The 25,817-nt window shown below is 40.4% G+C and carries 26 protein-coding genes and 2 riboswitches; of the genes, 8 read left to right on the plus strand and 18 right to left on the minus strand.

The window, feature by feature from the left end; all coding sequences use genetic code 11:
* The first annotated feature begins 127 nt into the window (after positions 1-127).
* Complete coding sequence (locus KYJ26_RS19725) at positions 128-1,513, plus strand: DUF2254 domain-containing protein (RefSeq protein ID WP_219169246.1); 1,386 nt, start codon at positions 128-130, stop codon at positions 1,511-1,513.
* 46 nt (positions 1,514-1,559) lie between these two features.
* On the opposite strand, the gene KYJ26_RS19730 is transcribed toward KYJ26_RS19725, so the two are convergent.
* The 10 genes from KYJ26_RS19730 to KYJ26_RS19775 all read right to left on the minus strand — a co-directional run bounded on the left by KYJ26_RS19730 (position 1,560) and on the right by KYJ26_RS19775 (position 10,692).
* On the minus strand, positions 1,560-1,679 hold the full coding sequence (locus KYJ26_RS19730) for a DUF6254 family protein (protein WP_219169248.1): 120 nt from the start codon (positions 1,677-1,679) through the stop codon (positions 1,560-1,562).
* Between the two features lie 73 nt (positions 1,680-1,752).
* Positions 1,753-2,784 carry a YkvI family membrane protein gene (locus KYJ26_RS19735; protein ID WP_219169250.1) on the minus strand — a complete coding sequence of 344 codons (1,032 nt, stop codon included), beginning with the start codon at positions 2,782-2,784 and terminating at the stop codon, positions 1,753-1,755.
* Between the two features lie 148 nt (positions 2,785-2,932).
* On the minus strand, positions 2,933-4,627 hold the full coding sequence (locus KYJ26_RS19740) for a M3 family oligoendopeptidase (RefSeq protein ID WP_219169253.1): 1,695 nt from the start codon (positions 4,625-4,627) through the stop codon (positions 2,933-2,935).
* A gap of 146 nt (positions 4,628-4,773) precedes the next feature.
* Positions 4,774-5,223 carry a MarR family winged helix-turn-helix transcriptional regulator gene (locus tag KYJ26_RS19745; RefSeq protein WP_219169254.1) on the minus strand — a complete coding sequence of 150 codons (450 nt, stop codon included), beginning with the start codon at positions 5,221-5,223 and terminating at the stop codon, positions 4,774-4,776.
* Positions 5,224-5,461: 238 nt separating this feature from the next.
* Positions 5,462-5,707, minus strand: coding sequence for an aspartyl-phosphate phosphatase Spo0E family protein (locus KYJ26_RS19750; protein WP_257475131.1), 246 nt, complete (start codon positions 5,705-5,707; stop codon positions 5,462-5,464).
* Between the two features lie 512 nt (positions 5,708-6,219).
* Positions 6,220-6,732 (minus strand): 1,2-dihydroxy-3-keto-5-methylthiopentene dioxygenase, encoded by a 513-nt coding sequence (locus KYJ26_RS19755; protein WP_219169256.1) that lies wholly within the window; start codon positions 6,730-6,732, stop codon positions 6,220-6,222.
* A complete protein-coding gene (locus KYJ26_RS19760; protein WP_219169258.1) occupies positions 6,729-7,376 on the minus strand; it encodes a methylthioribulose 1-phosphate dehydratase in 648 nt (215 codons plus the stop codon). Before KYJ26_RS19760 ends, KYJ26_RS19755 begins: the two co-directional genes overlap by 4 nt.
* A complete protein-coding gene (locus tag KYJ26_RS19765; protein ID WP_219169259.1) occupies positions 7,373-8,038 on the minus strand; it encodes a 2-hydroxy-3-keto-5-methylthiopentenyl-1-phosphate phosphatase in 666 nt (221 codons plus the stop codon). Before KYJ26_RS19765 ends, KYJ26_RS19760 begins: the two co-directional genes overlap by 4 nt.
* The gene (locus tag KYJ26_RS19770; protein WP_219169261.1) at positions 8,038-9,252 is read right to left on the minus strand and encodes a 2,3-diketo-5-methylthiopentyl-1-phosphate enolase; all 1,215 of its coding nucleotides are present in this window, start codon (positions 9,250-9,252) and stop codon (positions 8,038-8,040) included. Before KYJ26_RS19770 ends, KYJ26_RS19765 begins: the two co-directional genes overlap by 1 nt.
* Positions 9,253-9,354: 102 nt before the next feature.
* A riboswitch (SAM riboswitch) is annotated at positions 9,355-9,457 on the minus strand.
* Positions 9,458-9,507: 50 nt separating this feature from the next.
* Positions 9,508-10,692, minus strand: a complete 1,185-nt coding sequence (locus KYJ26_RS19775) for a pyridoxal phosphate-dependent aminotransferase (RefSeq protein WP_219169263.1) — start codon at positions 10,690-10,692, stop codon at positions 9,508-9,510.
* A 117-nt stretch (positions 10,693-10,809) separates the two neighbouring features.
* Between KYJ26_RS19775 and KYJ26_RS19780 the strand changes: the two genes are divergently transcribed.
* The 3 genes from KYJ26_RS19780 to mtnA all read left to right on the plus strand — a co-directional run bounded on the left by KYJ26_RS19780 (position 10,810) and on the right by mtnA (position 14,199).
* Positions 10,810-11,592, plus strand: coding sequence for a carbon-nitrogen family hydrolase (locus KYJ26_RS19780; RefSeq protein ID WP_219169264.1), 783 nt, complete (start codon positions 10,810-10,812; stop codon positions 11,590-11,592).
* A gap of 90 nt (positions 11,593-11,682) precedes the next feature.
* Positions 11,683-11,839, plus strand: a riboswitch (SAM riboswitch).
* Positions 11,840-11,948: 109 nt separating this feature from the next.
* On the plus strand, positions 11,949-13,133 hold the full coding sequence (mtnK, locus tag KYJ26_RS19785) for an S-methyl-5-thioribose kinase (RefSeq protein WP_219169265.1): 1,185 nt from the start codon (positions 11,949-11,951) through the stop codon (positions 13,131-13,133).
* 13 nt (positions 13,134-13,146) lie between these two features.
* A complete protein-coding gene (mtnA, locus tag KYJ26_RS19790) occupies positions 13,147-14,199 on the plus strand; it encodes an S-methyl-5-thioribose-1-phosphate isomerase (RefSeq protein WP_219169266.1) in 1,053 nt (350 codons plus the stop codon).
* A gap of 44 nt (positions 14,200-14,243) precedes the next feature.
* Here the strand turns inward: mtnA and KYJ26_RS19795 are convergent, their stop codons facing one another.
* The 3 genes from KYJ26_RS19795 to KYJ26_RS19805 form a co-directional block, all read right to left on the minus strand.
* On the minus strand, positions 14,244-14,834 hold the full coding sequence (locus KYJ26_RS19795; protein ID WP_219169267.1) for a DUF2087 domain-containing protein: 591 nt from the start codon (positions 14,832-14,834) through the stop codon (positions 14,244-14,246).
* A 167-nt stretch (positions 14,835-15,001) separates the two neighbouring features.
* Positions 15,002-15,457 carry a methylated-DNA--[protein]-cysteine S-methyltransferase gene (locus KYJ26_RS19800; RefSeq protein ID WP_219169268.1) on the minus strand — a complete coding sequence of 152 codons (456 nt, stop codon included), beginning with the start codon at positions 15,455-15,457 and terminating at the stop codon, positions 15,002-15,004.
* A gap of 14 nt (positions 15,458-15,471) precedes the next feature.
* Entirely contained in the window at positions 15,472-17,625 is a 2,154-nt protein-coding gene (locus tag KYJ26_RS19805) for a PAS domain S-box protein (protein ID WP_219169269.1), read from the minus strand.
* Positions 17,626-17,795: 170 nt separating this feature from the next.
* On the opposite strand from KYJ26_RS19805, the gene KYJ26_RS19810 reads away from it, so the two are divergent.
* Together KYJ26_RS19810 and KYJ26_RS19815 are read left to right on the plus strand one after the other, a co-directional pair.
* Positions 17,796-18,821, plus strand: a complete 1,026-nt coding sequence (locus KYJ26_RS19810; RefSeq protein WP_219169270.1) for an acyltransferase family protein — start codon at positions 17,796-17,798, stop codon at positions 18,819-18,821.
* Between the two features lie 328 nt (positions 18,822-19,149).
* A complete protein-coding gene (locus KYJ26_RS19815) occupies positions 19,150-20,877 on the plus strand; it encodes a B12-binding domain-containing radical SAM protein (RefSeq protein ID WP_219169271.1) in 1,728 nt (575 codons plus the stop codon).
* 26 nt (positions 20,878-20,903) lie between these two features.
* On the opposite strand, the gene KYJ26_RS24080 is transcribed toward KYJ26_RS19815, so the two are convergent.
* Both KYJ26_RS24080 and KYJ26_RS19820 read right to left on the minus strand, forming a co-directional pair.
* Entirely contained in the window at positions 20,904-21,029 is a 126-nt protein-coding gene (locus KYJ26_RS24080) for a hypothetical protein (protein ID WP_257475132.1), read from the minus strand.
* The gene (locus tag KYJ26_RS19820; RefSeq protein WP_219169272.1) at positions 21,029-21,187 is read right to left on the minus strand and encodes a hypothetical protein; all 159 of its coding nucleotides are present in this window, start codon (positions 21,185-21,187) and stop codon (positions 21,029-21,031) included. The genes KYJ26_RS24080 and KYJ26_RS19820 overlap by 1 nt, the downstream gene beginning before the upstream one ends.
* Positions 21,188-21,354: 167 nt before the next feature.
* Between KYJ26_RS19820 and KYJ26_RS19825 the strand changes: the two genes are divergently transcribed.
* The gene (locus KYJ26_RS19825; RefSeq protein ID WP_219169274.1) at positions 21,355-21,879 is read left to right on the plus strand and encodes a hypothetical protein; all 525 of its coding nucleotides are present in this window, start codon (positions 21,355-21,357) and stop codon (positions 21,877-21,879) included.
* A gap of 82 nt (positions 21,880-21,961) precedes the next feature.
* On the opposite strand, the gene KYJ26_RS19830 is transcribed toward KYJ26_RS19825, so the two are convergent.
* The gene (locus tag KYJ26_RS19830) at positions 21,962-23,314 is read right to left on the minus strand and encodes a TrkH family potassium uptake protein (protein WP_219169276.1); all 1,353 of its coding nucleotides are present in this window, start codon (positions 23,312-23,314) and stop codon (positions 21,962-21,964) included.
* Between the two features lie 266 nt (positions 23,315-23,580).
* Here KYJ26_RS19830 and KYJ26_RS19835 point away from each other — a divergent pair, with 266 nt between their 5' ends.
* Complete coding sequence (locus KYJ26_RS19835; RefSeq protein WP_034763616.1) at positions 23,581-23,781, plus strand: alpha/beta-type small acid-soluble spore protein; 201 nt, start codon at positions 23,581-23,583, stop codon at positions 23,779-23,781.
* Between the two features lie 84 nt (positions 23,782-23,865).
* Here KYJ26_RS19835 and KYJ26_RS19840 read toward each other — a convergent pair whose 3' ends face one another.
* On the minus strand, positions 23,866-24,951 hold the full coding sequence (locus KYJ26_RS19840; RefSeq protein ID WP_219169278.1) for an anti-sigma factor domain-containing protein: 1,086 nt from the start codon (positions 24,949-24,951) through the stop codon (positions 23,866-23,868).
* Positions 24,948-25,703, minus strand: coding sequence for an RNA polymerase sigma factor SigI (gene sigI, locus KYJ26_RS19845; protein WP_219169280.1), 756 nt, complete (start codon positions 25,701-25,703; stop codon positions 24,948-24,950). Before sigI ends, KYJ26_RS19840 begins: the two co-directional genes overlap by 4 nt.
* Between the last annotated feature and the right edge of the window lie 114 nt (positions 25,704-25,817).

Consider the following 25,817-nt stretch of genomic DNA (forward strand, 5'->3'; position numbering starts at 1 on the left):
GCTCTGCTTATGTTCGGTGGAGGACTTTCCTCCACTATTATTATTTGAGTACTGAAGCGAAAAGGTTTAATGCATCGGCTTTGAGGATATTCTTATAGCATACTGTTCATAAGGTGGATCCCTCGAGATGAATATAAATATACATATTTTTAATAAAGCCCAAAAAAGTTTCTGGTTTGTCCCATTCTTATTCTCCATGATATCTTTATTGCTTTCTCTCCTCACCTTTTATTTTGATTGGTGGTTGAGTCAGCATGACTACCCGATATTCCCTAAGGTGTTGTTCTCAAATTTCAACCTATCGATGACGATCATCAGCACTATTGCTTCATCCATCATGACCATGACGACCATTACCTTTTCAACCATCATGGTTGTCCTTACAACGTTTCTTTCCCAGTATTCACCAAGGACTTTACAGAATTTCATCAACGACCGACCTACTCAACGTGTGCTTGCCATTTTTGTTTCGGGTGTGGTGTACTGCATCACTCTGCTGGTTCTTCTTAAAGATGAATCAGGTCAAGAATTATACATTTCATCTGCATTTGCCGGAATCGTTGCGGTTATTTGTCTATTTGTCTTTGTTTATTTCGTCCATCATGTATCTAATTGGGTGAAGGTTAGTAATTTGATCCATAACATTACCATCAAGACAAATAATAAAATTGATAATAGTTACTTATACAGAAGAAATGCCATCCAAGATGAGCCATCGACTTTCAATGAATCTTTCTTTAGTGAAACCGAGCCCTTTACGATGTACAGTGAAGCATCTGGATATCTACAACAAATCGATATAGAAGGAATGATCAAGAAAGCGGGAAAGGACAAGAGTATCGTCCGTATGGTGAAAACACCTGGGGAATACTTACTTGAAGGAACCCCCGTTATGACCATCTGGACTATGACAGATGATATAGATGGGGAAGATTATCTTAGCTACCTTGTACTTGGCCCTGATAAAGAACCTATGGAAGATATTGAGCTCGGAATCCGGAAGCTTGTGGAAATAGCCTTAAGAGCCATTTCCCCCGCCATCAATGATCCCAATACAGCGAAAAACTGTATCGAAGAGATCGGAATCATTCTATCGAAGCTCGCTAAACACAAACTTCCCAGCTCTTACTTGACAGATGATGAAAATCAGGTACGAATCATATTAGAACAACCCACCTTTGTCGATCATCTATACAAAAGCTTTTATCAATTGAGGCATTATGGGAAACAGGATGTTTCCATCATTGCAGAAATCCTCCGCTCCTTGAGAATGATCGGTGAAAATAATAGCGAAGAAACGCAGAAAATGGTATGGACCTTTAAGAATTATATTTTGGAAGGGATCGATTATGACAGCCTCCAGAACCTTGATATTCAGTACATCATGAGACACCTTGACGAACTGGCCAAGGGATGCGGGCAAGGTGATTGGGATAAAGACGAAGTCCGAAATAAATATTTTCCCGAGAAGTACAAGACGGAGGACGCATATCATCATGATCATGGTTCATAGATCTAAGCCAATAAAAAACGGATGCCGTCAAGCATCCGTTTTTATATTATTGTTTTTCTTTTTTTCCTTCTGAAAGTTCCTTGAACGAAGAAACTTTTCCGTGCGGATGCTGCTCTTCTTTCCTTACATTCCACTGTCTTTCTTTTTCATGCTTGGACTGTGTCATGATTGCCACCCCTTTTCAATATTTATTCTCTATTAACATGGGCAGCGGGCACATTTTTTACTCTTTTTAATGATTATTTATTCGGTTTCATCCATAGAAGAATGATAAATAACAAACTCATGTACCCAAACAGAGGATACAGATAGGATAAAAGTTCACTGTATTCGAAAAAGCTCAATGAATAAATCATCAAGAAAATACCTGTGAAAGTCAACAATGAAGGGCCCTTCCAATAATTACTCAATTGCTTCTCAAGACCAAATACGCCTCCAATGACGGATGTGAAAATCTCACCATAAATAATGAGGATATAAACAAAGTAAAAGCCGGATACAAATGATTTCATCACGACCGCCATTGGAATCTGGTAATCGGTTACGTTCGGAATCAAGACAAGAGTGATATGACTGGATATTAAAATAAGCGTCAGAAAAAATCCGCCAAGATATCCCCCATATTTAATGATTTCCCGATCCTTCACTTCTCCGGCAACAGGAACGAGAACAGCCTGTGCCATGGCGAGATTGAAGGCTACATAAGAAAAAGGGGCCACGACCGATTTCCAGCCATCTTCAGCATGAGGAATCATCAGAAATGCGTCTAAAAATGCTGCATGGCGAACCGAATACACCATCAGAAACAGATTAAAGACAATCATAAGGGGAACGACAAACGTATTTACAGCAAATAATCCTTTAATGCCCACCATCATCGTGAAAAAACCCAAAGCGATGGTCAACAGAATGCCCAATTGCTTCGATAATTGGAGCTGCTCCTGGAAAACGGCTCCTGCCCCTGAAAGCATGACGGCTGAAACGCCGATCAGCATGATCATCATTACGATATTCATGATTCTCGCAAACCATTTTCCAAATAAGTATTCGTTAAATTCTTCGAAAGACTTCGCTTTAATATCATGGGATTTAAGCATGATCTTGGTTCCCATCGTAATGAATAAGTACCCGCTCAGTAAAATGGCAATAAACCCGACAAATCCAAATCGGGTAAAAAACTCGACAATTTCCCTTCCCGTGGCAAATCCTGCTCCTATGACTGTTCCTACATATACCGCTGCTATCTGAAACGATCCAGCAATTTTTTTCATCCCATCACCTCTGACACCTTCTACTTCACCTTATGTACAAGCAGGGAAAAACAGAAGCAAAAGTAGATAATTCTCTTAGAAATCAGCCGGTATAGAATGTGAGGACATAAGAAAAGCAGCCGCAACAAGTACGGCTGCCAAATATCATTTACAGGGATGTATCATCTATCCCATTTAACCATTGCCTGATCGGTTCAATCACTTTTTGGACTGTTCCCTCCCGGAATGGGGAGTCTAAATCAGCTGCTTCCACTAATTCCGTGAAAGAACGGCTGCCACCCAGCTTACATAAGGCGACATAATCATCCCATGCTCCTTCTCGATCAAGATTCATTTTCTTCCAGAACTGAAAAGCACAAATTTGAGCCAATGTATAGTCAATATAGTAGAAAGGTGAATTGTATATATGGGATTGACGCTGCCAGAACCCTCCACTTTCCAAATATGAAACATGGTCATAGTCCTTATGGGGCAAATACTCTTTCTCGATCCTCCTCCATGCTGCATTGCGTTCAGCAGGAGTGGCCTCTGGATTTTCATACACAAAATGTTGGAATTCATCGACAGCAACACCGTATGGAAGAAATTGCAGTGCTTCACTCAGATGAGAAAATTGATACTTATCCGTATCCTCTTTAAAGAAATATTTCATCCACGGCCAAGTGAAGAACTCCATACTCATGGAATGTATCTCACAAGCCTCATACGTTGGCCAGATGTATTCCGGTATATCAAATCCTCGGCTTGAGTACACTTGGAAGGCATGACCGGCTTCATGGGTCAACACATCGATATCCCCGGACGTCCCATTAAAGTTCGAGAAGATGTATGGTGATTCATAATTGGCGATATACGTGCAATATCCTCCTCCCGCTTTCCCTTTCTTCGCTTCCAGATCCATAAGGTTCGCCTCAATCATGAAATCAAAGAATTCCTTTGTCTCAGGTGATAACTCTTCGTACATTTTCTTACCGTTTTCAATTATCCACTGAGGGTCGCCTTTAGGAGCTGCATTTCCCGATGTGAATTTAAATCCTTCATCATAAAATTTCATGGAGTCGATACCGATCCGCTTTCCTTGTCTTTCTTTCAGCTCTGTAGAAAGAGGAACGATGTGCTCCTTCACCTGATCACGGAACACCTTCACCATATCAGGTGTATAATCCGTTCTCGTCATACGATAGTAACCCAGTTCCACAAAGTTTTTGTATCCTAATGTAGTCGCTATCTTATGACGGAGTTTGACCAATTCATCGAATATACGATCTAACTCTTCCTGGTTTTCTTCGAAGAAAGAGATGGTGGCCATGGCCGCATCTTTCCTTGTACCCCTGTTCACCGATTGTGTGAAGGGTCCCATCTGAGCCAATGTGCGCTCTTCTCCTTCAAATGGAATCTTCGCAGACGCCATTAATTTTGTATATTGGGAAGACAGCTTATTTTCCTTTTGAAGCAATGTGATGATTTCAGGGGAAAACGTCTTGATTTCACTTTCTGCAAGAGAAAACAACTGCTTTCCCCACTTATCTTCCAATTCTTGACGAAATGGAGAATTCACGAGCTCCCGGTAATATTCCGTCACCATACCTGAAACTTCAGGCATCATATCATCGATGTACTCCTGCTCCTCTTTGTAAAAGGCATCATTTGTATCAATGGAATGTCTGATGTAGCAAATGTTCTGCATCGTATCGATGTTATGCCGGATTTCATTGATTTCCTTAATGGCTTCCACTTGTCCAGAGACATCCGAAGCAGCTTTGAATTTCTGGAGAACCTCCTCGAAAATCGGTTTAATCTCTTCCAGGTTTGGTCTTTCATATGTAAAATCTTCAAACTTCATAAATTGTGCCTCCTCTTAAATTTATCCCGAATATAGTTATTCGACTTCACATTCCGATTCTCCTGTTAATGGACAGAATTGATCATTTGTTATTGCAAAAAAAAAAGCCCCATCTAGAATAGACAGGGCAGGTTGGTTAATGGAGCTTAATAGGACAGATCTTTAATGGATAGTCCCAACTTTTTGAGCATTTGTATTGTTTCTTCTTTTTCATCAGGAGATAAAGCAGACATCAATTCGTGAATCCGCTCTTCATGATTAGGGAATATATCATCGATTAACTCTCTGCCCTTTTCAGTGATCTGAGCATAGGTCACACGACGATCCTTAGGACACGCGACACGCTTAAGGTAGCCTTTTTGTTCCAGCTTATCGACTACATAGGTAATACTGCCGGATGCTAACAGGATCTTTCCGCCTATTTGCTGCAAGGGCTGATCTCCCTTATGATAGAGGAGCTCCAGGACGGCAAATTCAGTGGGATTTAATCCATTCTCTTGAATATTCTTATTTATCTCTTCATTCAAGGCTTTAAAAGCTCTTGACAGGACTATGAAAAGCTTCAATGATTGTTTTGAATCCTGAGTTTGGTTCATGGCATTCATTCCTTTAAAAATAAATATCTCAGTTTCAAAATATTATACAAATAAATGCTTTCTTTGTCAAATTCCAGAATCCGAACATGGATAAAACAGAAGGGACGGTGCGTGCGCACCGTCCCTTCTGTTTTTGAAATTACGACAAATTAGAATGTTTGTCCAGATGTGAAAGTGGGAATGTTCGAAGGTTCTCTCTCTTGTAAACCTTGAATGATGGGGAGATCTTGATGAGTGGTCACGATGCAGTGCGTTTTAATAAACTTTTAATGTACTGACCGAATTCACTTGATGATTCCTGAGATGTGAATGGCACAACATTATGTTTGCACTTTTCATAATCGTTTAAAAGCTGGTCCAATTGCTGGCTGCATTTGATTGTCTCCTCCGCACAAAGTCCGAGGCTACCTCCAAGGGTAATCATTTCTGAGCGTTTTTGACTGATTCTCATTAATAACCATTTTTGTTTTAATAGGCGACCCATTTTCTACTAAACTCCTTTTTATCTCCTAGTCTTTATAAAGTAAAATCGTTACTTGAGAATTATCGCAAGTATTATCAGAAAAGTAAATAGATTCGCAAAACAAGACAAAATAACTAGTAATGTTTCTTTATTTGACATTATTCGCCAAAAGTTACGTCTGTCCAAATCTAAAAATCTTTAGGAAAACAACTTAATAACTAAAGAAAAAAAGAGGCTGGGACATAACAAAATCTATACACTCTAAAGACGAACAATGAGATTACGTGTTACACCGCTGCCCGATTCCGTGCAAGACTTCGCTTTCCTCGGGCGGAAGGCGAGCCTCCTCACAGCTTGCGCTCCTGCGGGGTCTCACCTATTCCACTTTTCCCGCAGGAGTCTTCGTCTTGCACTCCAATCAACAGCTAGAACCTGCTAAATACATGGATTTTTCTTTATCTAAAACCCTTTTGTCCCAGTCTCAATAACTTTGTCCAAAATCCTTTTTGTCCAAGCATCATCATGATAGTTGATTAATAGATTGGCACCCATCCTTCACTGGTTACGAAAATCCGGACTGCGACTACTTTCTTATCATCGTTTAAGGTGAAGTAGTGGCGGATATTTTCAGGAACGGAAATCAAATCACCCGGATTCAGATGTACTTCAAAGAACCCCCCGTCACTTCCTTGAATGACAAATACTCCATGCCCATTAACGATGAAGCGAACTTCATCATCTGTATGATGATGTTCCTGTTGGAAATTCTTTAATAGTTCTTCAAGATTGGGTGTCTCTTCCGACAGGGAGATGATATCCCATGCCTGATATCCCCTTCTTCCTGAAATGTCTTCTATTTCATCTTTAAATGCAGACAATATTTGTTCTTTATCACTTTCCGTCAATACATATTTGTCATGGAGGCTTTCATCCAGTTTACCGATGTTCCAATGTTCATAAATGACTCCCTGTTCACTTAAATACTTTACTACCTCTTCTTGATTTTCAATGACTTGGTTTTCTCCCTGGATTTTAATTGTCGTCATGATGTGACTCCTCCTTTAATAATGGATTGATTGCTGCCGAAAGATAAAAGAGTGAGTTTATATTGAAACAAAAACTCACAAGCTTCTAATAGTTTTTTAGCTTCAAAACCGGTTCGTCCCCATACCGTAATGCCGTGGTTTCGAATGAGCACTGCCCCTTTATCTTCTTTAACATGAGGTTGAAATTCATCTCCCAGAGTTGGAATATGTGCATGATTTTGAATGATTGGTATCTCCAGGGAATCATGTTCCCCCCATTTATCCCACGCCTTAATCAGTTCCTGGTTTCTAATGGTGATCACACCAGCCTCCCCATACAATTCACTGATCACGTTATTCGCGACTGTATGTACATGCAGGCTGCAGCCTGCTGAGCTTCCTGTGAAGACATGACTGTGCAGAAGCGTTTCGGCTGAAGGTCGCAATTGAGTATCTTCCATCGCCTCACCGCGTGCATTTACAAGGAGAAAGTCTTCTTTTGTATGCTTCCTTTTATCCTTACCGCTTGCCGTCACGAGGAAAGTGGCAGGAGCAGAACCGACTCGCATGGCAAGGTTCCCGCTTGTCCCCATAAACCAGTCCCTGTCTGCTAATTCTCTTTTTATTTCAGCAAGTTCTTCCCATTGTTCCTGATAATGTTTCATCTTACCACTCCTTCTTTCTCAAGGGCTTCCTTACAGTCATGAAAGGTTTCGAAGGGTATGAAGGGAATTCCATTTTCCATGCATTTTTCTGCAAGAAAGTCCCTTGCCATCACTGTGTCTCCCAGTTTTGCCATCTCAAGATCTGTGACTGAATCCCCGATGACGAAGACCTTCGAACCTTCGGATAAAGACAAAGTTCTAAGAATCGATGGTTTACAACAACCGCATCCCCCACTTCCACATTGTTCATCACAGGGATGGGGCCAAAGGATGGAAATGGTTGAATCATTGAAGCTCGCTTCATTACAATAGACTCCATGAAAAGGACCGTATGCTTCCAGCAAGGGATGAACAAAGAAATCGAGGCCTCCGCTTACGATGTACAAAGGAATTCCGTGCTTTGCCGTATAATCCACAAATTCCTCAAAACCTTCACGTATGACAGCTGAATCTCTTAAGTACTGAACCATATCCTCTTTCTTTGATGAAGGTATGAGTGAGAATAACCTGCTCACTCCTTCTTTTATGGATAGGGTCTGATCTAAGATGTCATCTTTAATCGCCTCCCATTCCGGTGGGGCAAAGGTTTTCATTAACGAGATGATATTATCGGTTTCTGTGATCGTTCCATCAAAATCACAAAAGATGATCGGACGCGTCATTATACTTTCACCTCTTCTCCCCACAGGGATAGCGCTTTATGAAGCTCACTATGAGTTTCCGCAGCCTCCCGCAGAGTCACACCTCCCATTACGGCATCCATCGCTTGCAGGAATGCCTGTCCGCCACCGATTGCCCCATCCGGATGCCCATGTATTCCGCCTCCTGCATTAATGACACAGTCAAGACCAAAATCTTTCACCAAGAGCGGCACAAGGGCCGGATGAATTCCGGCAGAAGGGACAGGCAATACTCTCTTGAAGAAAGGATCTTCCCTGGTCAATTCTTCGCTAATGGATAGAACCAGGTCCTTCTTCAATGCGACACTCCCATAAGGAGAAGGAAACAGTGAAAAATCAGCACCGGTCATTCGAAGAAATTTGCCCAGCCATAAGGAATAACTGACACCATACGATGGCGAGGCAGCCACTGCTCCGGCAAATGCAGGGTGAGCCATGATCGGCAGGGAGATGTCCGGATCCTCCCTCAATTCCTGGAGAACATCAAGGCCGTAGGAATAGACATTGAATAGAAGGGCATCCGCCCCAAGTTCTCGCGCCTTTTTAGCTTTTCCCCTTAATTCAGAAGTTCGCCCTGTAAGATTCACGGCATATAGTGTTCTCTTACCAAATTCCTCAAACACTTCCTGTAACACTCTTTTCCCAGTCTTTATTCTTTCAGTAAATGGTGTGAGAGGATTGTCAAAGAGAATTTCATCATCTTTTACAACGTCGACGCCACCCAATGCCTGTGCTTTTAGTTGGTTTTCCAAGTATGAGAGATCCCTGCCGATGACGCCTTTAAAAATGCTCATCAGTAATGGCCTTTCCTTTACACCCGTTAACTCCCTGATGCCATCAATACCAAACCGCGGTCCAGGGTAAGTCTTTTTAAGATCATCGGAAAACTCTAAATCTACTAATTTCACTTCACCATCCAGAGACAGCTTCCCGAAAACGGTAGTTAGGACAGCCGGTAGATCATTTGAAAAATTATGACCCGGATAACCAATCTGCACCAAACCACTTGTACCATCTTCCCTTTCGGACTCACTGACGGAAACTACCCTCCCCTTGTACTTGCGTAATTGTTCTTGTTCCAGAAGTGGTAAGTCCGTCCATGAACCGACTGTTAATCCAAGAGCGATTCCTTCAGCTTTTTTTTCAAACGAACCTGATTTCCCTTTTATTTCATATGTTGCAATCACTTCACTCAATGTATTTCTTCCTCCTTACAGACATTCTCCACGCTTGCCCTTAATCTCCCTTACAACAAAAAAACCCCTTCCCGATAAGAAGAGGTTTTCAATCATCACTCTTTCTTATCTGTCAGCTCATTGGCTGCAAGAATTAGCACCGTGCTTAAAAAAGTCGGTTGCCGGGCTTCATAGGGCTGGTCCCTCCGCCTGCTCTTGATAAGAATTTCATTATTAAATAATTCAGTTGGATTATTGCACCATTTCCGGTTGCTGTCAATCCCCTTTGTGAAATAATTCTAAATTTTCTATACGGGAAATCGCTTCTTTAATACGATCGTGTGAGGTTAATAGTCCAACTCGGACGTACCCTTCCCCGAATTCTCCAAATCCTACACCCGGTGCCACAGCAACGTGTATAGTTTCAAGTAAATAGGTGGAAAACTCCACGGATGTGAATCCTTCAGGCACCTTCAGCCATGCAAAGAAGGAACCTTGTGGTGCTTTTACTTCCCAGCCTATTTCCTGAAGTCCGGAGATTAATAGATTCCTTCTATCTTCGTATGTTGCAACCAGTTCGGCCACGCAATTCTGTGAACTTAATAAAGCCGTTGTGGCTGCTTCTTGAATCGCCCCGAACAGACTGACGTATAAATGATCCTGCAGGAGATTGATCGCTTCAATGACACTCTTATTCCCAACGGCAAAACCGACTCTCCAACCGGCCATATTATACGTTTTGGATAACGTATAAATCTCTATCCCTACGTCCTTGGCACCTTCTGTTTGCAGAAAACTTATGGGCTTTTTGCCATCGAATCCAATCGCGCCATAGGCAAAGTCGTGGATCACACAAATATCATGCTGTGCCGCAAATTCCACTGTCCCTTCGAAAAATGATGCAGTTGCGGTTGCTCCAGTAGGATTATTGGGATAGTTGAGGAACATCAATTTGGTCTTTTCTAATTCCTCGCTGGAATGAATGCGATAATCAGGTAGAAATCCATGTTCTTCCTTCAGGGGCATCTTGATCATCTCAGCTTCCGCCAAAGCCACACCTGATACATAATCCGGATAACCTGGATCGGGTACTAATACCCCGTCACCTGGATTCAATAAGCATTGGGGGATTTCAACTAGCCCTGCTTTTCCCCCAAACAGGACGGCTACTTCTGTTTCCGGATCGACCTTAACCCCGTATTCACGGAAGTAGAATGAAGAAATAGCCTCTTTAAAGGACGTTAACCCTCGAAATGGAGGATATTTATGGTTGATCGGAGAAGCTGCAGCTTCTGTCAATTTTTCCACGATATGCCGAGGCGTCGGCTGATCCGGGTTTCCCTGGCCTAAGTTAATGACGTCATGCCCCTCTTTCATCGCAGCATTCACTGTTCCTGCCAGCGATGCGAAAAATTGTTGAGGCAGTAACTCCAAACGTGCTGCCTTTTTAAAGTTTTTCATACACTCACCTACTTATTTTTTGAAAATTAATTACTTTCAAATTCTAGTCACAAATGATATAACGAAGAATAAAGAATGTAAAGGAATATATTCAAAAAAGTACATGAGGTGAAGATAATGATTCAAAAGATCGGACTCGCCCAAATGGACATCGCATATGGGCGTCCAGAAGAAAACAAAGGAAAAGTAGAACATTGGGTCAAAAAAGCAAAAGATGATGGCTGTCATACAGTCGTTCTTCCCGAGCTGTGGACAACAGGCTATGACCTTACAAGGATGGATGAAATTGCAGATGAAGAAGCAAAGGATTCCTCTTCCTACCTTACTTCCCTTTCAAAAAAATATTCCATACATATCATAGGTGGATCTGTTGCGAACAAAACGAAAGAAGGGGTAAAAAATACACTTTTAGCCGTTGATTCTAACGGACAGTTGGTCAAACAGTATTCAAAACTTCACCTGTTTAAACTGATGGATGAACATCTTTATTTACTTCCAGGACATGAGGACGGAATGTTTACTCTTGATGATACAAAAATGGCTGGACTCATTTGTTACGACATCCGTTTTCCAGAATGGTTCAGAAAGCATGTACTATTGGGAGCCAAGGTTGTTTATGTGGTTGCTGAGTGGCCGCGAGCAAGAATCGATCACTGGCAAACACTCTTAAGGGCACGTGCGATCGAAAATCAATGCTTTGTTATCGCCTGCAACCGTGTTGGCAATGATCCTGACAATGAGTTTGGAGGGTGCTCCCTCATCATTGACCCTTGGGGCAAAATCCTTGCTCAAGGTACTCACACAGAACAACTGGTTTCAGCCGCAATCGATCTGCAAGAGGTAGAAGAAGTCCGTAGGAAAATTCCCATCTTCCAGGATCGGAGACCGGATTTCTATTAATTTCAAAAAATCATTGACATGGAAAATACTTCAATGGTACTATTCAATTCAAATGAAACATTCTGAAAATTAATTAAATAGTGTACGCAACTCTTATCAAGAGCTGGCTGAGGGATTTGGCCCTATGAAGCCCAGCAACCGACCATCATACCGTTGAAAAACGGGGCGCTCTATGCGCCGGATTGATCAATCCAGTAAGGCACGGTGCTAATTCCAACAGAAAGATAGTCTTTCTGAGAGATAAGAGGCGACGAAGATGAATCTTCAAGCCTCTTTCAAACATGGAAGAGGCTTTTCTATTGCCCCGGAAAAGCCTCCATCACACCCCAAAAGGTGCATCAATAGGAGGAAATACAATGGCACTCACCAAACTCAATACGTATCAACCACTTACTGAACTTTCTGCCATAGCGTTGGCCAAACGTCTAAAAATTTTTGATGATGCTTCTCAATTAACTTGTGAAGAAATCGGAGATGGAAACCTGAATCTGGTCTTTCATGTAGTTGAACGGAGTACAGATAAAGGGATCATCATCAAACAAGCTCTTCCTTATGCAAAAGTTGTTGGTGAAAGCTGGCCCCTGACTATCGAGAGGGCAAGGATTGAAGCGAGTGCCCTAAATCTTCAGAGGTCATTTGTTGGAGACCTCGTACCGGAAGTATATTATTCTGATCCAGCACTAGCCATTACCGTGATGGAGGATCTAAGCAAACTCACAATTGCTCGCACAGGCCTAATCCAAGGAAGCAAATATCCTAAGCTATCAGAGGATATAGGGACATTTCTCGGGAATACATTGTATTTCACATCGGATTATGCCTTACATCCCTTTAAGAAAAAGGAATATGTGAAGGAATTTTCAAATCCTGAACTATGTAAAATTACCGAAGACCTTGTTTTCACGGATCCTTTCTTTAATAGCGAAACTAATGACTATGAGGAAGAACTAACCGAGGATGTTCAACAATTATGGGATGATTTCAAGGTGAAACTCGAGGTGGCAAAATTAAAGAAGAGCTTCTTGACTGAAGGCGAAGCACTGCTGCACGGGGATCTTCATACGGGCAGTATATTTGTCGATACCTGCCAAACGAAAGTGATCGACCCGGAATTTGCATTTTATGGACCAATTGGTTTCGATATAGGTCAGTTTATTGCCAACCTCATTTTCCAAGTAGTCTCAAATCCTGAAGAAAAAGAAACCATTCTTGATACTATCAAAAATACTTGGCACGTTTTCTCTTCAACGTTCGCGGGACATTGGAAAGAGAGCGGAGATGCCTATACGAAAGTCGATGGGTATCTTGAATATGTATTGGAGAAAAGTTTCCGGGACAGCATCGGCTTTGCAGGATGTGAATGTATCAGAAGGACGATCGGTCTTGCACATGTGGATGACCTGGAGAGCATCAGTTGTAAGGAACGTAGGCTAAAAGCAAAACGGGCCTGTTTGAACATTGGAAAAAGACTCATTATAAACCGTACGGATATTCAATCGATCGAGGAACTTCTGACGATTGTACGGTCACATTCTGAATGAAAAGGAGATACTCATGACACAAACACTTACCATACCAACCTCACTCGAGTGGCATGAAGATCATTTACTGATCCTTAATCAACAAAAGCTGCCAAATGTAGTTGAATATCTTAAACTTAGAAATCTGCATGAATATTATGAAGCGATTGTCTCACTCAAAGTAAGGGGGGCACCGGCAATCGGGATCACTGCGGCATACGGGCTCGCTCTAGCCGCAAGTCAATATGACACAGAAAATCTGAAAGAGTTCATGAGCCTTTTCACACGTGATAAAAAATACCTTGCAGATTCAAGGCCGACTGCTGTCAATTTATTCTGGGCATTGAACCGCCTGGATAAAGTACTGGAACATGTACAAACCGTAAATGAAGCAAAGACCGATTTGATTCATACAGCTATCCAGATTCATACAGAGGATGAGGAGGTATGCAGGATGATCGGGGAGTTTGCCCTGACAGTATTGGATGATAAGCGTAAGGTTATGACCATTTGCAATGCCGGAAGCATTGCCACAAGTAAATATGGAACTGCACTCTCCCCTTTTCACTTAGGAAGGGAGAAAGGGATCGGGTTTCAAGTGTTCGCCTGTGAAACTCGGCCAGTGCTTCAGGGTGCTCGTCTGACTGCTTGGGAACTTCAGCAGTCAGGTGTTGACGTGACCCTTATTACCGACAGCATGGCCGCTCATACTATCAAGGAGAAAGGAGTGGAAGCGGTGATAGTCGGCGCTGACCGTATAGCTGCAAATGGGGATACTGCAAATAAAATCGGAACATCGATGCTTGCCATTCTATGTAGCCATTACAGTATTCCTTTTTATGTGGCTGCCCCCTCCTCCACGTTTGATCTGGACTCTAAGACAGGTGAGGATATCCCCATAGAAGAAAGAGCACGTGAAGAAATCACGACGATGGCAGGCTCCATCATCGCCCCAGAAAATGTCCCAGTTTATAATCCCGCCTTTGACGTGACCTCGAATGAGTTGATTGCTGGTATCATCACAGAAAAAGGAGTGTTGTATCCTGACTTTGAAGAAAGCATAGGACGTGCCATTGGAGTAATTTAAAGAAGAGAAGGGACTTCACCTTCTCTTTTCCCCTATCTATCCGGTTATATCAGCTTGGTAGAAGCCCACATTTCCCTCGGATTCACCTCGTATATGCCATTTTCACGGTACATGAACTGATGGATGATGAATTCTCTCCTTAATGTGGCAAAGTCTTCATGGAATTGTTGAATATATTCATTCAATTCTTTTTCCTCATACTTTTCACCCACTTTGAGTCCCTCCACCATATGTTCGAGTATGAATAGTTTTTTCTTTTGTTGTGAAGGAATGGTCTTGATCCGTCCATTTTTCTCCAGGAAATTATTTTTCACTTTCTGTTTCTCTTTCATTAGTTGTTCTGTCAACGTTCTTTCCCCTTTCTCTTCATGAGCAAATCTGTGAAGAACATCCCCGTGATGATTTAGTACTTTTTTATTCAGAAAATAGTAAATCGTGTTTTTCTCCCGTCTTGAATAGACAAGATTGCATTCTTTAAGCTTCGTCAAATGATGGGAGATTGTGGGTGCCGTAAGCCCAAGTTTCCCCGCAATGGCCCCTACGTGCAGGTTTTCTTCTGCCAGTAAGTAGACAATCTTAATACGGGTCGGATCCCCCATTGTTTTATGAAAAGCCACCTGTTTACTAAGCTGCAAAAGTTGCCACCCCTTTTTATAATTAGATTATCATCTAATTAGATGATAATCTAAACAGGTGAAAGAATCAATCTGTTTTTTCAGAAAGATTCATCAAGTCTGTGGTAACTGGTGCAAGATGCATAAAAAAAAACAGATATAATCCCAGGGGATTATATCTGTTTTCCTTAACTTTCCAGTGACAATAAGATTTCTTTTTTATCGATTTGCGTACCTGCATAGCCTGTGAGTTTCTTATTCTTCCCGATGACTCGGTGACAGGGGATGATGATGGGGAACCGGTTTGCTTTATTCGCCTGTCCAACTGCCCGCACGGCTTTAGGTCTACGAACGGTTTCTGCTAAATCTTGATACGAACAGGTTTCACCATATGGGATGTCTTGAAGGGCATTCCATACTTCCAATTGAAAGTCTGTTCCTTCTATTTTCAGAGGAAGATCAAATACTCTCCTTTCCCCATTAAAAAATTCATGCAGCTGTTCCTTCGCCTTTAGAAGAATGGGATGATCCGCTTCATTGGATACTTCTTCTTCAACGAACTGCACAGAAAGCAATTGATTTTGATCTGCAGAAAGCTTAAGGTTCCCGATGGGACTAGCAATAGTGATTGAATGAAACGACATTTTAAAGGACTCCTTTATGATTTTGGCAAATAAATATGGAAGATGGTCCCTTCTCCAACAATGCTCTCAACCTGGACGCTTCCTTTATGCTCTTTAATAATTTTAAAGCTTACCATCAGGCCAAGTCCAGTCCCTCGTTCCTTTGTTGTATAAAAGGGTTCACCAAGCTTTTTTATTTTATCTTTTGAGATCCCGCCTCCCTGGTCCTTGATTTCGATATGAATCATTTCTTCTGCTGTTTCCTTGATGCTGATTGAAATGACCCCGCCACCTGACATTACTTCAATGGCATTCTTAATCACATTGATGAATACCTGCTTTAACTGATTGGGTTCAGCTACGATAGACGGCAGGTTCACCTGATAATTTTCCTCATACTGAACATTATGCATGACTGCCTGGGCACTTAATAATTCAACCGTATCCTTCATGATTTTGATTAAATCCGTTTCCTGGAATTGGATTGCCTGAGGCTTTGCCAGTACCAGAAATTCCGTAATGATCGACTCAATTCGCTGAAATTCAGAAGTGATAACATTAAAGTACATTTCATGATCTTTGCCCACGCTGTTTTCCAGCAGTTGAATGAACCCTTTAAGTGCGGTCATCGGGTTCCTGATCTCGTGGGCGATCCCTGCAGCAAGTTCCCCCACAACACTTAATGTATCTGATTTTCTTAATTGTTCCTGCATTTCAATCTGATCTGTAATGTCACGGATGATAGTTAAATTCAAGTTGGAAAGTAAATTATATTTAGATGATAGCTCTACATATTGAACTCTTTCCCTATATGAAGTTAACGTCTTTAAAAACGTCGCTTGACCGTCCTCTTTCAACTGCTGCAAATATTCATCATACGATTCTTCACCAGGCTCTATATTCAATATTTCCCGAACATCCTTACCGATGAGCTGATCTTTTTCCATGTTGATGATTTTACTCACTTCAGGATTTGCATCTACAACAACATAATTATGATTCGTCAGCAGCAATCCGTCCAAAGACCCTTCGAAAATCTTCCGGAACCGTTCTTCGCTTTCTCGTAATTCCTTCTCCATTTGATACCGTTCACTGACATTACGAAATATCGTCATATTATATCCATCAACGGAGTGAAGTTTGGATGTGAATTCCAGATGCTTCAGCTGGTTGTTTGGCATGAGGAACAATACCTCATCCCGCACTGCTCCGCTTCTGTTCAATTGTTCCATGACCAAATCGAATTTTTGGCTTTCTAGAGGATACACGAAGTCCCTGATTTTTTTTGAAAGGAGTTCGGATAGGGTACACTCGAATATCTTCAGGGCAGATGAGTTCGCTTTAAGAACCCTGCCGTCTTGATCCCATAATACAATGGCATCAATTGCTTCCTCAAACAGCCCCTTGAACAACTCTTCATTTCGCTTGAGTTGAATTTCCATCTGCCTTTTCTCCGTGACATCTCTAAGAATGGCCATGTGAAGTTTGTGATGAACATATGGACTTGTCGTGAATTCCACGATTGAAATGCTTTGAGATTTCTTGATCGGAATTTCACCGCGGGCTTTTTTGTTCTGAGATATCAATTCTTTAATCTTATCGATCTTATAGTGAGCATTCTCCGGAATGAAAGAGCTGATATTCCTGGAGGTGATCTCTTCCTTATCGAGTCCTACTTGTAAACTAAAGGCATGGTTTACATCATTGATATTACCATCAATATCGAATAAGACGATCCCTTCTGATGCATTTTGAAAAATGTTAGATAATAAATGCACGTTCAAATGATCTTTGCGCTCCTTCTCCTTCAGTTCCGTTACATCCTTGAAGTATAAATATGCATTGGGAGAAATGGTCGATTTTTTAAGCAATAACTCAACATGAATAATTTTATTGTCATTGACGTTCATCAGAGTTTCATCCTCTAATGTTTTCCCTGTTTCCATCACTTCTTTATAATGGGTCACGATAGGAGCTGGTACAGAGGAGAAAAATATGCTGAACAGCTTTCCGACTGCATTTTCATCACTTATTTGCAGGGTGTCACATGCCTCGGGGTTGGCATAAACGATTTTCAACTCATGATTGATGACAAGCATCGGCATGGGTGAAGCTAGGCAAATTTCCCTATCGATGGGATGACATTGTTCCTCGTTTTGCTCTTTCTTTAATTTACTGCTATTAGTCATTTCTTCATCCCCCTACTATTTTAAAAGACGACCATTGGCTTAACTCTTTATAGAATTCGCATAGCTTCCCATACTTTTGGTGATAATTAACAATGAAATTCATGTTTTGCTCATTGTATCCTAGGGTAAGAATGAATGAGGATTAAACTATTCTAAAAGATGGTGAAGATATGAAACAGCGCGACTATTACTTCGACAATGCCAAATTCATTTTGATCTTTTTAGTGGTATTTGGACATATTATCCGGTCCTATATTGAAAGTGACCCATTTATCCTTTCTTTGTATAAAACAATATACACCTTTCATATGCCGGCTTTCATTCTTGTGGCAGGATTTTTCGCAAAAGGGTTCTATAAAAAGGGGTATATCCAAAAACTTGCAAAAAAGCTGATACTCCCTTACATTGTGTTTCAATTAATCTACACAGTGTATTATCACTTTCTTTATAAGGAATCAACATTCGAGGTTGATCCGCTCAATCCACACTGGTCATTATGGTTCCTTATAAGTCTATTCTGTTGGAACGCTTTGCTTTATGCTTTCATCAAGTGGTTTAAGTTTAAGCCGGGAATCGGCCTGACAGTGGCTTTCTCCCTTGGACTAATCGTGGGATTTGCAGATGTCATTTCAAATTATTTGAGCCTTTCCAGAACATTTGTCTTCTTCCCGCTTTTCCTTATGGGATATTATATGGAAAAGGAGCACTTCGAATATTTTAAAACGAATAAAGCCCGTTTAGTGGCAGGTTCATTATTTGTACTTGTATTTTTGGGAATGTATTTTGTCCCTGAATTCTCAGATAAGTGGTTGCTCGGTTCCAAACCTTATGGGGACTTCGCATGGAATAACACTTTCAGTATGGCAGTCAGGGCAGCTGTTTACTTACTAAACATCGTGATGATTTTCAGCTTTTTTACATTCGTGCCTACAAAGAGACAATTTTTCACTAAATGGGGGAAAAATACTCTCTATGTTTACTTGCTCCATGGTTTTCTCATACGTTTATTCCGTGAAAGCCAACTTAAGGACACGATTGACCCTACTACAAGCTTGCTTTTGTTACTCGGGGTATCTTTCGTGCTAACGATGCTCTTTTCAACGAAATTCTTTACCAGCATCACTCAGCCTATCATAGAGTTTAAATCAACAAAATTGCAGAAACTGCTTTCCAAAAGGGAAATAAAAACAAGATAAACTTCAGTAGAAAGGGCTGACCCAATTGTATGCACGGGTCAGTCCCTTTTCTTGTTAAACTATTCTCTTAAATCAGGCAGACTAGCTTCCATCTAACACAATTTTCAAAAAACTATTATTTACTTAATATTATTCGCACAATTTCCTAAAATTCCTTCTAATAGTTACAAGAAATTTAAATTCATTTTAGACAAACATTGAGCTTTTTCGCAAGCTTCGATAAAATGATAATCAGTATGATGTACGAACATCTTTGGTCATCTACCATATAGTAAAAGAAATTCATATGGCTGAGCGCCGGATTGATTTAGAATAGAGGAGATTATTAATGAAGAAAGTCGTCTTAAGTACGTTAAATGCAAAATATATTCACACAAATTTAGCCATTCGCTGTTTAAAGGCTTACGCAGAGCCCGAACATGAAATAGAGCTCTCTGAATACACCATCAAAGATCCAACTCTAAATATTGCTACCGACTTATTTTCAAAAAAGCCTGACATCATAGGTTTCAGCTGCTACATTTGGAATATAGAAGAAACCATTAGGGTTATTAAGATTCTCCGGAAAATCATGCCTGAGGTTACGATCATCCTCGGAGGTCCAGAGGTGACATATGATGTTCCATATTGGCTTGAGCGCCTCGTAGACGTTGACTTTATCGTCATAGGTGAAGGGGAAGAATCCTTTAAACAATTATTGGATCAGCTTAATGGTGACCGGGATTGGTCCAAAGTACATGGAGTGGCATATTTATCTGAAGGAAAACCAGTCATCAAGCCCCAACAAAATAAAATCGATTTACGGGACGTCCCTTCTCCTTTTCGTTTTCAGGAAGATTTGCCTCAGCTTGGCAAACGCGTGACCTATATCGAGACAAGCAGAGGATGCCCTTTCCGATGTCAGTTCTGCCTATCATCTATTGAAGTGGGCGTACGCTACTTTGATCGTGAGAAGGTAAAAGAAGATATCCGCTATTTGATGAAGCATGGTGCAAAAACCATCAAGTTTGTGGATCGTACCTTTAATATTAGCCGAAGCTACGCAATGGAGATGTTTCAATTTCTCATTGATGAGCACTTGCCGGGTACTGTCTTTCAATTTGAAATCACGGCAGATATTATGCGGCCGGAAGTAATTGAATTCCTGAACGAACATGCACCACAAGGACTGTTCCGTTTTGAAATTGGCATTCAATCTACAAATGATGAAACAAATGACCTTGTCATGCGGAAACAAAATTATAAAAAACTGACGAGAACCGTCACCATGGTGAAGGATGGAGGAAAAATTGATCAGCACCTCGATTTGATCGCAGGTCTGCCCGAAGAGGATTATCATTCTTTCAGGAAAACCTTCAATGATGTATTTGAATTGAGACCTGAAGAGCTACAATTAGGGTTCTTGAAGATGTTACGTGGGACTGGATTAAGAATTCGGGCCAATGATCATCAATATACGTATATGGATCATTCTCCCTATGAGATCCTTGGGAATAACGTATTGTCTTTCGACGATATCGTACGGATCAAGCAAGTGGAAGATGTATTGGAAAAATATTGGAACGATCATCGGATGGATCGCACCATTGAGTATTTGGTTACGGAATGTTTTGAAACACCATTTGATTTCTTCCAGCAATTCGGATCATTCTGGGAAAACAAAGGGTGGTCACGAATCGGTCATCAATTAGAGGATTTATTCAGACGATTGCATGAATTTATATCCACTGAAACGAGCTTTCATATTCCAGTCATTGAGAGTCTGATGAAACTGGACTATCTGGAGAATCAGAAATATAAGCCTAGAAAACCATGGTGGACACATGAGCTGACAAAGGACGAACGATCAACCATTTACCAAAGCCTGTTAGCTTCTCCTGTCATTGCCGGTGAAGGATTCGAGAGCTTGAACCTGAATGAAAAAGAGCTGTATAAACATACTTTGCTCGAAACAATTCAATCCAAAAGTGGTCAGGAGCAATATGTACTTGCCTACTTCGAACCTTCTTCCGGTCAATCGACAGTGTTTGAATTTGACCGTGCACTTGTTCAATGATATAGAAAAAAATGTTAAGCAATTGCTTAACATTTTTTCTTTTTTTCTTGTGTTTTTGTTTGTTTTTGTGTCACTTCAAAAATCTTGGCTGCATTGACATCTCCAAATTCCTGGCCAAATTCTTCACGAAAGGACTGTTTTTTTTCTTTCATCAGCCTCTTCCCTTTTTACCTTTTGATGAATTTCTATTTTTTCCTTTTGCCGGGTCTTCTCCCTGGGTGAATTCAGCCGAAAATTCAGTTTCTTGCTTATTTTTAAGCGGGGTTTGATTGTTTTTTTCTGCTGCATTGTATTGTGCTTTTCTCTTCATAATGACTCATCTCCTTTGCTGACCTTATTTTTCCCTTCGGCTCCTTTTCCATTCTTCTAATAATAGGCATTTCAGGCTAAGCAATGATCTTAGAGGCTTATAGAAAATCTTGAATAAAACAAATGTTTAACCGAAAACTAAGCAAAAAGGCAGAATGAGGATCTGACATGATATTACTTTTCTTATTGGCATACGCTTTGATTGGTTGGAAATTTGGCAATTGGAAGGATTTCTATCATTATTACCCCACGTTATTGTTTTTCATTATCGGGGACTTACTTTCACAATTTCTTTTATATGACTATTCGATGTGGGAATTCCGTCCGGTTACTCCTTTCGGTAACTTCCTTCATCTAAATCATACACTGGTTTCATTGAGTAAAATGATGATTCAATATACAGTGACTATCTCCATCTTTATCGGAAGACTCCCCTCCAGCTTTCCTGGGAAGATTGGGTGGATATTTTTATGGACGAGTATCTATGGGCTTACTGAAGGTATTTCCTACTTTTTTGGAATGATGACGTATCATCACGGATGGGGTTTGAGTTGGGATATCCTCTTTAATCTTATGATGTTCACAGTACTGATCGTCCATCATAAAAATCCAATCTTAGGTTGGGTCATTTCTTTTCCCATCATCATATTCCTCCTCCTCTACTTCGACGTACCTTATTCTGCATTGAAATAAACAGCATCCTCTCGTCTCACACTATGTACTATTCATTTGCAGTAAAAAAAACGATGCTCCAATGAGCATCGTTTTCAAAAGGTTATCCAATAATGACCCGTTCTTTTGGATAATGATATTTTGCTGTCTTTTCTTTTCCTCCTATCATAAAGAGGAATGAAAGGATTCCCACTCGACCGATAAACATTAATGCGATAATGACACATTTTCCAACAGACGATAGTTCTGAAGTAATGCCCATGGAAAGTCCCGTCGTTCCAAACGCAGAGGCAACCTCAAAGACAATTTCCATAATAGAATGATCCTCTGTGAAGGTGAGGATGATGACAGATAGAAAGCAGATGAAAATGGCCATCATCGTCACTACAAGGGATTTAATGACATCCTGCTGGTGAATTTCCCTCTTGAATATTTTGATTGTTTGATTCCCTTTGGCAAAATGGAATAAAAATAAAATATTCAGTGCAAAAGTCGTCGTTCTGATTCCACCACCGACGGAGCTGGGTGAAGCCCCTATAAACATAAGTGCGCTCATGACCAACAAGGTAGGAGATGAAAACTCGGCGACGTTCATCGTAGCGAGTCCCCCATTCCTCGTTGTGGCTGATTGGAAGAAGGCATAAAAGAAGGACTCATGCCACTCCATGCCATTAAAAAAGCGATTATATTCAAAGATGAATATGACTAATGTTCCAAATACCATCAATCCAAAAAAAGTAACGGTAGTGATCTTTGAATATAATGAAAAGTGATGTCTGTTTCGCTTTTTGCTCATAAGATAATCCTTCGTCTCAATCAGAACGGGAAATCCAATAGCACCAAGCGTTAGTAATATGATGTTAATGAACTGAACAAAATAGTCATTGGCATAAGGAATGAGTGACTGACCTGTAATATCAAATCCAGCATTTGTCGTTGCGCTCACGGATGCAAATAGTCCCTGAAGAAAGGCTTCCTGCCACGTCGGGTAGTAGCCAAAGAAATAGACGCCTAAAATAAATGCCCCTACGATTTCAATAAAGATGATCAAAAGTAATATTTGCTTTAACAGACTAACTAGACCTGCCAGGCTCGTCTGGTTCTGGTCGGTCATGATCAAACGGCGTTCTTTCAAGCCTATCTTCTTCCCGACAATCAACCAGAAGAACGTTCCGAGAGTCATGATGCCTATTCCACCAAATTGAAGAACAAACATTAGAATGAAGATACCTGTCGTATTAAATGTATCAACGGTACTCACAACGGTTAATCCCGTCACACTCACAGCACTGACAGCTGTGAAAATTGCATCTAAAAAACTCCACTCAGCCCCGGATTTATGTGCTATGGGAAGGCTGAGCAGGATCGTGGCAATCGTCACGGCAAGAAAATAATAAGTAACGATGACTTGTGCAGGAGTTAATTTATTTAAATTATATCTAAGCTTATACCACATATATGTATTTCCCTTTCAACTTTATTTCCTTTTCTATCTTAAAGAATATAGCAGAAGATTGAAAGGAAAAATGGATAATTTCTTTTATGTTTATTCTTCCTTTAATAAAAACCTCTTAAACAAATTAGAATCATAATCCTTTATTTTAATACAAACAATGCAATTTCGGCGAAATATTACCATTCATGTTCGACTTGGTTAATACCAATAATAGTACTACTGAAACATTCATTGTTTCAAATTTATCAGTAAGGAGGAAAACGACCATGGCTAGAAGTTCAAATAAATTACTCGTTCCTGGTGTTGAACAATACCTTGATCAAGTGAAATATGAAATCGCTCAGGAGTTTGGTGTGACTCTAGGATCAGATACTGTTGCACGATCTAATGGATCCGTCGGGGGAGAAATCACTAAGCGTCTTGTAAAGCAAGCTCAGTCTCAACTGACTGGACAACAAACTAAATAATATGGCATATGGGTAGCTGGTGTTTACCGGCTACCCTTTAATTCGTCAAAAATAAAGACCCATTCCATGAATGAGTCTCTTCCATTAATCTTTTTTGTCTTCTTTTCGATCCCAATGGTCATCTTTCTTTTCTTCTTTGCTGTTATGATGGCCATCATTCTTATCGTAATCCTGATTTCTGTTTCTAACATCTCTATGGTCATTGCCTGATTGGCCATTTCCTCTGTACCATTTGTCACTATGAGAAGAATTACTATGTTCTGGATGATCCGGTTTTTCTTTCTCCTCATTCTTTTCCAGGCGAGGATTTTCACGTTTGTACTGATCATCAGGTCTACCATCGGCCTTATTGTTGTTATATTTCTCTTCTTTTATAGAAGGATTCGCCTTTTTGTTCTTCTCTTTGGGCTTCTCTTCTTCATGAACCGTGTCTGGCTTCTTATTTTCTTCCTTGATCACGGCTTTCTCTTTTTCCGGTTCGATCCCATAATCGTTATTTTTTTGTTCCTTTTCACGAATGAGGGAACCAGCAGTCATTCCTTTTTCCGATGCTTCTTCCCTAAATTGTTGAGACGTTTCTTTCACGATGATGTTAGAGCGATGATCCGAACTGTAATCCTGAACAAACTCATTAAGTTCATCGAGTAATTCATTTTCCTTTTTGTGATCGGTATCATCAATGAAGGAAGAAGTGATGATGACATTTTGATTTTCCTTTAAATACCCTAATCTTTCACTTAACTGAAAGATCATTTTAGTCACTTTACCAACATCTTTATCTTCCCATTTACTCATCTTCTTTAGTAGAATTTTCGCATCATCATTGAATGGCTTGATTTCTATGACCTTTTGTTCTTTATTCAATGTTAATTCCATACTGGGATTGATATCGACAGAAACATAGGCGTAAGCCCGATCGTCCTGTAACACAGCACTTGAAAACAGGGCAATGATGAAGACCAGGGCCGTAATCAATGAAGTCGAAATTCTCCAATTCCATTTAAGAAATGGCTTGGTGTTTGTCGATTCTTTATGTACCGGAAAGAATGGGATTTCTTCCCCTATTGAGTACTGTTGGTCGGGATGCTTTCTTCCATTCAAAAATTCCCCTTCTGGTGTCATCATAACCAGGATATCCTGTTTGATTTCCATAATGATCCCTTTTTTCATATCTCTAACCGCCCTTTTAAATAATCCCGTAAATATACATAATCCCCCATAAGGATAAGAGAAATGGCTATAATATATTTCCTGTTTCTCTCAATGGTCTTTCTGCTTACGTTTACCTGCTTCTCTAATTTTTTTATTGGTAACCGTTTTTTTTCTATAAGATAATCCACTATTTCTTGTGAACTCACTACCGTATTGGCAATTTTAATGGCATTCAGTCTCGCGTCTTCATGTTTTGGGGAATGCTCGACAAGCTCGTGAAAGGACAACTTGTAGTGAGACAGTTGTTCCTGGAATGACAAAATTTCTTCACGTCTCTTGTTTGCTTCCTCCTGTTTTGTAAATTCATCTACAGAAACAATTTGATCGATAGTCAAATTGGCAACTTCATCACCGTCATCAACCAGACTCATATCAATGCTTATATCCTGAAACTTCCCATTTTTTCTGATATAATCAATTACTTTTCGTTTGACGATGACTTCAGAAAAACTGATGAGAGAGGATCCTCGCTCATGATTATACTTCAAGATAGCGTCATGAAAGGCAATCAGACCGATACTGAATTCATCATCACTTTCGTAAATGTACCTTTTACAGACGGAAGAAACCGTTTTTTTAATAAAGGGCTTATAGTCTTCAAGAATTGCATTTAATAATTGTTCATCACCATTTTGTATTCTAACCGCCATTTCTTCAAGCGATTGCTTTTTCTTTTGTTTAGCGAGTAGAAATAGTAATACATTTAACATCAGCCTCACCCCATCCTGCACACTATTATACTCATAAGATATTGAATGTAAAAGGAGAATAGGGAGAAAAGGGTTGTATGACAACCCTTTTCTGACTGATGTTCAGACAACGTT

The organism is Rossellomorea orangium, assembly GCF_019334305.1.
Classification (GTDB): Bacteria; Bacillota; Bacilli; order Bacillales; family Bacillaceae_B; genus Rossellomorea.

Excerpts from the sequence above, each read along its gene's own strand:
- KYJ26_RS19725 (WP_219169246.1), top strand. The coding sequence starts at position 128 with ATGAATATAAATATACATATTTTTAATAAAGCCCAAAAAAGTTTCTGG.
- KYJ26_RS19730 (WP_219169248.1), bottom strand. The coding sequence starts at position 1,679 with ATGACACAGTCCAAGCATGAAAAAGAAAGACAGTGGAATGTAAGGAAA.
- KYJ26_RS19735 (WP_219169250.1), bottom strand. The coding sequence starts at position 2,784 with ATGAAAAAAATTGCTGGATCGTTTCAGATAGCAGCGGTATATGTAGGA.
- KYJ26_RS19740 (WP_219169253.1), bottom strand. The coding sequence starts at position 4,627 with ATGAAGTTTGAAGATTTTACATATGAAAGACCAAACCTGGAAGAGATT.
- KYJ26_RS19745 (WP_219169254.1), bottom strand. The coding sequence starts at position 5,223 with ATGAACCAAACTCAGGATTCAAAACAATCATTGAAGCTTTTCATAGTC.
- KYJ26_RS19750 (WP_257475131.1), bottom strand. The coding sequence starts at position 5,707 with ATGGGTCGCCTATTAAAACAAAAATGGTTATTAATGAGAATCAGTCAA.
- KYJ26_RS19755 (WP_219169256.1), bottom strand. The coding sequence starts at position 6,732 with ATGACGACAATTAAAATCCAGGGAGAAAACCAAGTCATTGAAAATCAA.
- KYJ26_RS19760 (WP_219169258.1), bottom strand. The coding sequence starts at position 7,376 with ATGAAACATTATCAGGAACAATGGGAAGAACTTGCTGAAATAAAAAGA.
- KYJ26_RS19765 (WP_219169259.1), bottom strand. The coding sequence starts at position 8,038 with ATGACGCGTCCGATCATCTTTTGTGATTTTGATGGAACGATCACAGAA.
- KYJ26_RS19775 (WP_219169263.1), bottom strand. The coding sequence starts at position 10,692 with ATGAAAAACTTTAAAAAGGCAGCACGTTTGGAGTTACTGCCTCAACAA.
- KYJ26_RS19780 (WP_219169264.1), top strand. The coding sequence starts at position 10,810 with ATGATTCAAAAGATCGGACTCGCCCAAATGGACATCGCATATGGGCGT.
- mtnK (WP_219169265.1), top strand. The coding sequence starts at position 11,949 with ATGGCACTCACCAAACTCAATACGTATCAACCACTTACTGAACTTTCT.
- mtnA (WP_219169266.1), top strand. The coding sequence starts at position 13,147 with ATGACACAAACACTTACCATACCAACCTCACTCGAGTGGCATGAAGAT.
- KYJ26_RS19800 (WP_219169268.1), bottom strand. The coding sequence starts at position 15,457 with ATGTCGTTTCATTCAATCACTATTGCTAGTCCCATCGGGAACCTTAAG.
- KYJ26_RS19805 (WP_219169269.1), bottom strand. The coding sequence starts at position 17,625 with ATGACTAATAGCAGTAAATTAAAGAAAGAGCAAAACGAGGAACAATGT.
- KYJ26_RS19810 (WP_219169270.1), top strand. The coding sequence starts at position 17,796 with ATGAAACAGCGCGACTATTACTTCGACAATGCCAAATTCATTTTGATC.
- KYJ26_RS19815 (WP_219169271.1), top strand. The coding sequence starts at position 19,150 with ATGAAGAAAGTCGTCTTAAGTACGTTAAATGCAAAATATATTCACACA.
- KYJ26_RS24080 (WP_257475132.1), bottom strand. The coding sequence starts at position 21,029 with ATGAAAGAAAAAAAACAGTCCTTTCGTGAAGAATTTGGCCAGGAATTT.
- KYJ26_RS19820 (WP_219169272.1), bottom strand. The coding sequence starts at position 21,187 with ATGAAGAGAAAAGCACAATACAATGCAGCAGAAAAAAACAATCAAACC.
- KYJ26_RS19825 (WP_219169274.1), top strand. The coding sequence starts at position 21,355 with ATGATATTACTTTTCTTATTGGCATACGCTTTGATTGGTTGGAAATTT.
- KYJ26_RS19830 (WP_219169276.1), bottom strand. The coding sequence starts at position 23,314 with ATGTGGTATAAGCTTAGATATAATTTAAATAAATTAACTCCTGCACAA.
- KYJ26_RS19835 (WP_034763616.1), top strand. The coding sequence starts at position 23,581 with ATGGCTAGAAGTTCAAATAAATTACTCGTTCCTGGTGTTGAACAATAC.
- KYJ26_RS19840 (WP_219169278.1), bottom strand. The coding sequence starts at position 24,951 with ATGAAAAAAGGGATCATTATGGAAATCAAACAGGATATCCTGGTTATG.
- sigI (WP_219169280.1), bottom strand. The coding sequence starts at position 25,703 with ATGTTAAATGTATTACTATTTCTACTCGCTAAACAAAAGAAAAAGCAA.